Origin of the sequence: Massilia pinisoli (assembly GCF_024753285.1) — a bacterium.
In the GTDB taxonomy this organism is placed as follows: domain Bacteria; phylum Pseudomonadota; class Gammaproteobacteria; order Burkholderiales; family Burkholderiaceae_D; genus Telluria; species Telluria pinisoli.
This window is the reverse complement of the sequence record NZ_JANUGW010000026.1, coordinates 87,080-94,378: the sequence shown is the minus strand read 5'-3', so window position 1 is coordinate 94,378 and position 7,299 is coordinate 87,080. Positions and strand designations below refer to the sequence as shown.

Annotated in this window: 8 protein-coding genes; 2 read left to right on the top strand and 6 right to left on the bottom strand. The window is 60.8% G+C overall.

Annotated elements, in window-relative coordinates:
- Positions 1 to 91 precede the first annotated feature (91 nt).
- Positions 92 to 880: a CDP-diacylglycerol--serine O-phosphatidyltransferase gene (gene pssA / locus NX784_RS25420; protein ID WP_258819473.1), complete on the bottom strand. Its 789-nt coding sequence runs from the start codon at positions 878 to 880 to the stop codon at positions 92 to 94.
- 158 nt (positions 881 to 1,038) lie between these two features.
- On the opposite strand from pssA, the gene NX784_RS25415 reads away from it, so the two are divergent.
- Together NX784_RS25415 and NX784_RS25410 are read left to right on the top strand one after the other, a co-directional pair.
- Positions 1,039 to 2,025, top strand: coding sequence for a CAP domain-containing protein (locus tag NX784_RS25415; RefSeq protein WP_307736139.1), 987 nt, complete (start codon positions 1,039 to 1,041; stop codon positions 2,023 to 2,025).
- Between the two features lie 16 nt (positions 2,026 to 2,041).
- Positions 2,042 to 2,650 carry an Hpt domain-containing protein gene (locus NX784_RS25410; protein ID WP_258819472.1) on the top strand — a complete coding sequence of 203 codons (609 nt, stop codon included), beginning with the start codon at positions 2,042 to 2,044 and terminating at the stop codon, positions 2,648 to 2,650.
- Positions 2,651 to 2,699: 49 nt separating this feature from the next.
- Here the strand turns inward: NX784_RS25410 and NX784_RS25405 are convergent, their stop codons facing one another.
- The 5 genes from NX784_RS25405 to mnmE form a co-directional block, all read right to left on the bottom strand.
- Positions 2,700 to 2,912: a hypothetical protein gene (locus tag NX784_RS25405; protein ID WP_166864518.1), complete on the bottom strand. Its 213-nt coding sequence runs from the start codon at positions 2,910 to 2,912 to the stop codon at positions 2,700 to 2,702.
- 331 nt (positions 2,913 to 3,243) lie between these two features.
- Positions 3,244 to 3,822 (bottom strand): DUF1439 domain-containing protein, encoded by a 579-nt coding sequence (locus NX784_RS25400; protein WP_258819471.1) that lies wholly within the window; start codon positions 3,820 to 3,822, stop codon positions 3,244 to 3,246.
- Positions 3,823 to 3,976: 154 nt separating this feature from the next.
- Positions 3,977 to 4,468 (bottom strand): hypothetical protein, encoded by a 492-nt coding sequence (locus NX784_RS25395; protein WP_258819470.1) that lies wholly within the window; start codon positions 4,466 to 4,468, stop codon positions 3,977 to 3,979.
- Complete coding sequence (locus NX784_RS25390; RefSeq protein WP_258819469.1) at positions 4,468 to 5,718, bottom strand: AAA family ATPase; 1,251 nt, start codon at positions 5,716 to 5,718, stop codon at positions 4,468 to 4,470. Before NX784_RS25390 ends, NX784_RS25395 begins: the two co-directional genes overlap by 1 nt.
- A 141-nt stretch (positions 5,719 to 5,859) precedes the next feature.
- Positions 5,860 to 7,239: a tRNA uridine-5-carboxymethylaminomethyl(34) synthesis GTPase MnmE gene (gene mnmE / locus NX784_RS25385; protein WP_258819468.1), complete on the bottom strand. Its 1,380-nt coding sequence runs from the start codon at positions 7,237 to 7,239 to the stop codon at positions 5,860 to 5,862.
- Positions 7,240 to 7,299: the final 60 nt, after the last annotated feature.

Below are 7,299 nucleotides of genomic sequence, written 5' to 3'. Positions count from 1 at the left end.
CGCCGTCCACGCGTTCAACGTTCGCCGGCACGGACGCGGCGGGTTTAACCGCACGTATCACCGCGTGGACGGCATAGCCGTCCACCCTACGTCAATCCACCGCTTCGTCGTCGTACACTTTCGGCGGCGCGACCTTCGTCCATCCTCCGCGCCACCCGATGTTCAGCAGCAGCGTCGCACCGATATAAAACACGAAGAACAGCGCGAAGAAGCGCGTGCGCAGCACCGCCAGCAACAGCACGCAGACGGCCAGCGCCACGAACATCCCTTTCGACTTCGGCTGCTTGGAGCTGGGGAAGCGGACCGTCGACACCATCAGCGTGCCCACTACCACCATCAGCAGCATGACGAGGAAGGCGCCGGCCATGTCGGCCACGGGGTCGGGCCAGGCGACGACGACGGAAGCCACGCACGCGGCGCCGGCGGTGATGGGCATGCCGACGAAGTAGCGCGGGTCCGTCTTGCCGACCATCACGTTGAAGCGCGCCAGGCGCAGCGCGCCGCAGGCCACGAACACGAAGCACGCGAGGCCGCCCATGCGCACGAGGGTCGGATGCGCGGCGCCCAGCTCCGCGAAACCGTAGCAGTACAGCAGCAGGCCCGGGGCGCAGCCGAAGTTCATCACGTCGGCGATCGAATCGAGCTGCACGCCGAACGCGGATTGCGTGTTGGTGGCGCGCGCGACGAAGCCGTCGAGGGCGTCGAATACGCCGGCCAGCACCAGCAGGATCGCGGCCAGGCGATAGTCGGACGGGTCGCCCACGGGGGCGTTGTCGACCGAGATCACGATGCTGCCGAAACCGCACGCGATCGACAACAGGGTCACGAAACTGGGCAGGGCAAACTTGGCGCGCGCGAGGCGGTGGCGGGTCGGGTTCACTGAGATTCGTTGAAGGCTGAAGAATGGCTTATTTTACATGGGGTTACGCCGCGGCCGGGAATGTCCGCAAACCCGTCATCAATTGGCCTTTTTCGCCTAGAATGGAGGCTCTATTTACCCGGCATGACGGAATTTGGGGGTTTCATATGATGAGCAGAATGCATCGCGCGCGGCAGATCGCCCTCGCCATCACCGCGGCGTGGGCGCTCGTCGCCTGCGGTGGCGGCGGTAGCGGCAGCGGCACGGCGGGTGTCGGCAGCAACACCGGCAATGGGACGTCCGGCGGGTCGCCGTCGACCGGGTTCTCGGGGCAGGACGCTTCCGCGCCCGTGGCCACCAACAATATCGCGACCGATGGCCTGAACTGGATTAACTACCGGCGCAGCCAGATCGGCATGCCGGCACTGACGCACAGCGGCGTCATCGACATCGCGGCCCAGGGCCATTCCGACTACCAGCGCGTCAACAACACCGTGACGCACATCCAGACGGCCGGCAAGCCGGGCTTCACGGGCGAGAAACCGGACGACCGCCTGCGCGCGGCCGGCTACACGTTCGGCTTCCCCAATGCGTACGGCGAGGTGATCTCGGCGACCAACAACGGTTCCGGCTTCTACATGGCGGAGGAGCTGATCACGGCCATCTACCACCGCTTCGTGATCTTCGAGCCGGTGTTCCAGGAAATCGGCACGGGCGCGGCGACGACGACGACCGGCTACAGCTACTTCACCGCCGATTTCACGACCAACAACGGCTACGGCAACGGCATCGCTGCGGGCACGATCGTCACGTGGCCGGTCAATGGCCAGACGAAGGTCCCGAACAACTTCTTCAGCGATTACGAGGAACCGGATCCGGTTCCGGATCCTGGCGTCAACGAAGTGGGCTACCCGGTCAGCGTGCACACGAATCTGACGCGCAAGCTGACGGTCCAGGCCTTCACGATCCGCGCGCACGGCACGAGCACCGACCTGTCGACGCGCCTGCTGGCACAAGGCCAGGACCCGCAGATGGCCACCAACCAGTCGGCGGCGGCGATCGTCCCGCTGTCGCCGCTGGCCGCCGCCACCACGTACGACGTCACGTTCTCGGGTGCCATCGACGGAACGCCGATCACTCGCACCTGGTCGTTCACGACGAAGTAAGCGCCAACCCATTCGCATGGACAGTCCCGGCCACCGCCTCCCCCTCGATGCGTCCGACGGCCCCGCGGTGAACCACGCGGGCGGCGTCGCGCGCCTGATGGGCGACGCCGCCCTGTTCGGGCGCGTCCTCGCGCGCTTTCGCAACGAGTACCGGCAGGCGGCGGCCGGCATCCTCGCCGCGCACGAAGACGGCAATACCCAGCTGGCGCTGCGCCTCGTGCACACGCTGAAGGGGGCCGCCGCCATGATCGAGGCAGTGCCTCTGCGGCGCCAGGCGGACGCCGTGGAACGGGAGCTGCACGCGGGCACGGGCGACGTCCACGGCAGCCTCGCGCGCCTGCAGGCGGAACTGGAGCGGGTGCTGTGCGAACTCGATACGCTCGCCAGCACCTTGCCCGCACGTGCGGCGGCGCGGCCGGCCCGATTCCATCCGGACGCACTGCGCACGTTGATGACGCTGCTCGACGAAGGCAACGGGGATGCGGTCGACATCGTGCGCGAGGCGGGAGACGCGCTTGCCGCGGAACTCGGGGAAGACGATTACCGCCGGGTGGCGGACCTGGTCGAAGGCTTCGACTTCGACGGTGCGCTGGAACTGCTGCGGGAACGGGTGGCGGGCGGCTGACGCGTCTGGCGACTGGAACGCGGCCGCCGGCGGGACGCGGCGGTACAGGTCAGCGGTTGTATTCCGCTTCTTCGTCGAACGAATCGGCGCAGGATTTGCCACAGAAGCGGCGGACACTGTCGAGCGGCTTCTCGCAATACCAGCACGCGCCCTTGGGCGGCAGGCTCAGCCGGGCCGGCACCGCCGTCGCGCCCATCGAGGCGGCGACGATCGGCTCGGCAGGCACGCTCTGGTCCGGAACACTTTCCTGTATCGTTTCCAAGGTTACCCCCTTACCGGCAGCACGTCAGTAACGCAGAGATTACTTTAGTGGAACACCGTGTGCATGAGAAAGCGCAAGTACGCTTGTGCCCGCTTCTGCGGTACGTGCCGTCCTGATCGTTCAAACCAGTGTGCGCCGTTTGGGCTACCTCTGCAACGCCTCCGGCGAACTAGTTTTCAAGAAACAACAGTCAAAAGGCCCCGACGCCATCGTCGCCGATGCCGCGCCCTCCAACTGCCGGAAATAATAGCAGTATCGGTAACGCATGCGATTCGCCGTTCAATCGTGCGTAGCGGCCGTGTCAGATTCGCGACGCGGCGTTTGGCGACACTCAGCGCGCCGGTTCCAACGTGACGAACAGGGCGCCGGGCGCCGTCTCCAGGCGGGTCGGCAGGAATTGCACGCCGGCGTAGCGCAGGTCTTCGGGATGAAAACTGTAGACCGGCATGTCGCGCAGCAGCTGGTTCACGAGCACGTCGGCGGCGCGGCCCAGTTCGCGCACGCGGTCGCTGTCCATGCCGTCGACGTCGAAGCGGTCGACGTGGGTTGCCGACAGGACGACGGCGTTGCGCGCATTGTCCAGCACGAGGTGGCCGGACAGCGCCAGCGTGCCGTCCCACGACTGGCGCATGAACGGCGGCGCCACGTGTACGTCCAGCGTGAGGCCCACGCGGTCGGTCTCGGACAAGATCGCGAGGCGGGGCCGGGTCAGCTGCACGTCGAACAGCTGGAGCATGCGGTTGCGCAGGGGGAAGCGGCGCTCCAGGCCGGCCTGCAGGCGCGCCTGCAACAGCTCGATGCGGCGCGGCCCGATCATGCTCGCGCACGACGCGAGCAAGCCGGTCGCCGCCAGCGCCAGCGCGGCCTTGCCGAAGCGGCGTCTCGTCATCCCGTCTTGCGTCACTGCCATGGTTGCCTCAATGTCGATGAATGGAGCAAGCCTAGCACATCCGCGGAAGGTACTATTGCACAGCGATCGGCGGGCAAAAAATCGATACAAAACCTTATTCAGGAAAGATTTTTTGTGGCAACAACGTAATTACAAACACGAGAATTCAGCCCGCTTACGAAAGGATTAAAACTTCAGCCTGGATATCTATGCGAAATCCATAATTCCTAAAAAAACGCATTTGCAATTCGTGATCAATTTCGACAAAATGCGGATGGGCTCTATTGCATGCAAAAGCTTTTTTTAGCGTATATTTTTTCAGGTCAACCTCGTTCTCGACAAGCAGTTCTATCGTCGAAATCAACTGCTGAATAGCGTGCTCGCGCCACTTTTGCCTTTGATCTTTCAGTTCGACCAAATACAACAAATGGTCAGCGGTCAGCATCCCATCGCATCTTCCCCGCCCCGGCAATTCACCGTCAGCAATCACACACTTGTCGATAGCGGTAAAAATTACGGGAATAGCATCTTTGTTTTTTACTTTGGCAACCCACTTCGAAGAATCGCGCTTATCGACAAACGCGATGCCCCCGCTTTGATCGTCACATATACCAAATTCAAATTCGGAATGCGGTCCCGTTTGACATGCGAATTTGAAAAAATCCATTATTGCATTTCCTGTTCCAACTCAAGCAGCTGATCGAATATCTCATTGGAAAACTTAAGAAACTGATTGAGATAGTTTTTGTCAGTCGGAATACCTTCGAAAGTTGGCAGCCTTTTTACCGTTCCATCCCTCTCATTTGCTTGAAACACAATCAAATCTTCCGCATCGACTAAGGCATTGATGTCGATCACTTCCGCCAGCCTACTCAGCAGCCGTTCTTTTTCTTCGTGTGCAAGGATGTCCTTCTTCACCTTTGCGCCCAAAGCCGACAAACTCAGCAGATTGACGACATACGGGCTGTGAGTCGTCATAACTATCTTGTTCGCCGCACGCTGGTTATTAATCTGCAATAAGGTCTTCAAAATACTCCACTGAGACTCAGGAAACAGGTTTTGCTCGGGTTCCTCGACAATATTTACCAAAGCTGATTTATTGAACCTTGACGACAACACGGAGACCGCAACTCGACGTTGCTCTTCGGTAAGAGTAAAATCCCTGAAAATTTCCGCAATGCTGTTCTTGAATCTCTCGATCTCGACCGCGCTCATAGGAAGATTTTTCGATTCGCTCTCCCCGGTAAGCGTATCTGCCAAATATTGCGTCACAACAAACAATGGAACCGACGACTGAAAGCCGCTGGATGCATCCGTCAGTCTAAGCTTGTGATGCTTATCCTTGATGTTCAGGATATTGTTCAACTTGTCGTATTCGAGCTCAACATCATTAATAGGCAAGAGCACTGAACCTTTCAGATGAGCAATGGCACTATCGAATACGGTCACGAATTCCTTCAACGAGTCCGACGATATTTTCAGTTCCCGAGAATTTCTAACATAAGAAATGAAATTTCTCTCTGCAGGAACGTAGACCACCTGCGGAAGTGCATACCCGGGATTTTCCAATTCCTGAATCTCAAGCTGCCCATCCACAAACGTGATTTTATAGGCCTCGCCTTCGTACTCAAGAGAAGTTGGATTATCCAAATCGTCAGAAATATAATTTTCCAGACGATGATAGGCGAGAAGCGTGTTCGTTAGCCTGCCTTTTCTTTCAAACCATTTCTTGTCGTAGTCGCCCCTAAAGAGAGCTTTTTCCATCCACGCGAAAGTGGAGAAAAGCTTTGCGAGAGTACTCTTGCCGGAGCCTTGGTTACCGATAAAAATCGTGACTCGCTTTATTTCAATCCAACCTTCGTCCTCTGTACATCCAGCTCGAATCGGACCGAAATTCTTCACCCTCATTCTGACCATTTAACCTCCCAAAAGCAAAATAACTTGCAAAATTATATCAAAAGGCAAACCTGCGATACGTCAGAAATAAGCAAGCATTAAAATAAACGAGGCCGCCGTAGAAGGTTAGATATCACCCGATGCAAGACGTTGCCAGCAATTTTATTTTCCGATGCAAAACCGGCTGAAGATCACCCCGAGCAAATCGTCGGGCGTGAACTGCCCGGTGATGCTCGACAGCTGGTCCTGCGCGAGCCGCAGCTCCTCGGCAAACAGGTCGAGCGACTGGTCGTCCTGCGCCGCATGGTCGGCGGCGTACCGCAGGTGCTCGCGCGCCTGGCGCAGCGCGACGAGGTGGCGTTCGCGCGCGAGGTACAGCGATTCGCCCGTCTGTTGCCAGCCCGCGATGCGCAGCAGCTCCGCGCGCAGCAGGTCGATGCCGATCTTGTCGTGTGCCGACAGATAGATGTGGACGGCGTCCGCGCACGGCGTCACGCCCGGCTGGTGGCCGGACAGGTCGATCTTGTTCCAGATGCGCACGACGGGCACGCCGGCCGGGAACGCGGCGACGATGTCCTCGTCGGCCTTCGCGGGGCCCATGCTCGCGTCGAGCAGGTGCAGGATCACGTCCGCCTTGCCCACCTCGCCCCACGTGCGTTCGATGCCGATGCGCTCGACGACGTCGATGCCGTCATCGATGGCGCGGATGCCGGCCGTGTCGACGATGTTCAGCGGGATGCCCTCCACCTGGATCGTCTCGCTGACCTTGTCGCGCGTCGTGCCCGCGATCGGCGTGACGATCGCGACGTCCGATCCGGCCAGGGCGTTCAGCAGCGACGATTTACCGACGTTCGGCTGGCCCACCAGCACGACGTTCAGGCCTTCGCGCAGCAGCGCGCCCTGGGCGGCCTGGCGGAACACGGCTTCCAGCGCATCGACGATGCCCTTCAACTGGCCGCGCGCATTCGATTTCTCAAGGAAGTCGATCTCCTCTTCCGGGAAGTCCAGCGTGGCCTCGACGAGCATGCGCAGATTGATCGTCTTCTCGACCAGCTCGTGCACGACCTTCGAGAACGCGCCGGACAGCGATTGCGACGCCGACTTCGCGGCCGCTTCCGTCGACGCGTCGATCAGGTCGGCCACGGCCTCCGCCTGCGCGAGGTCGAGCTTGTCGTTAAGGAAGGCGCGGCGCGTGAATTCGCCCGGCTCCGCGAGGCGCAGGCCGGCATCGCGGCCCGCCTCCAGCACGCGCGCGAGCAGCATGCGCAGCACGACGGGGCCGCCGTGGCCTTGCAGCTCCAGCACGTCCTCGCCCGTGTACGAATGCGGGGCCTTGAAGTAAAGCGCGAGGCCTTCGTCGATGACGGTGCCCGCGGCGTCCTTGAACGGCAGGTAGGTGGCGTGGCGGGGAGCCAGCTTCGTGGCGGGGAACAGCGCGGCCACGAGCGGAGACAAGTCCTTGCCGGAGGCGCGCACGACGCCGATACCGCCGCGGCCGGGGGCGGTGGCGATGGCGGCGATGGGGGAGGTATCGAGTTTCATGGTCGGATTGTAGTGCGAATAAAAAAGCCCGTGCGGACACGGGCTCTTCGAATGGCGGGG

What these genes read in the sequence shown, in the direction of transcription:
- NX784_RS25415 (WP_307736139.1), top strand. Translation starts at nt 1,039, where the DNA reads ATGCATCGCGCGCGGCAGATCGCCCTCGCCATCACCGCGGCGTGGGCG.
- NX784_RS25410 (WP_258819472.1), top strand. Translation starts at nt 2,042, where the DNA reads ATGGACAGTCCCGGCCACCGCCTCCCCCTCGATGCGTCCGACGGCCCC.
- NX784_RS25400 (WP_258819471.1), bottom strand. Translation starts at nt 3,822, where the DNA reads ATGGCAGTGACGCAAGACGGGATGACGAGACGCCGCTTCGGCAAGGCC.
- NX784_RS25395 (WP_258819470.1), bottom strand. Translation starts at nt 4,468, where the DNA reads ATGGATTTTTTCAAATTCGCATGTCAAACGGGACCGCATTCCGAATTT.
- NX784_RS25390 (WP_258819469.1), bottom strand. Translation starts at nt 5,718, where the DNA reads ATGGTCAGAATGAGGGTGAAGAATTTCGGTCCGATTCGAGCTGGATGT.
- mnmE (WP_258819468.1), bottom strand. Translation starts at nt 7,239, where the DNA reads ATGAAACTCGATACCTCCCCCATCGCCGCCATCGCCACCGCCCCCGGC.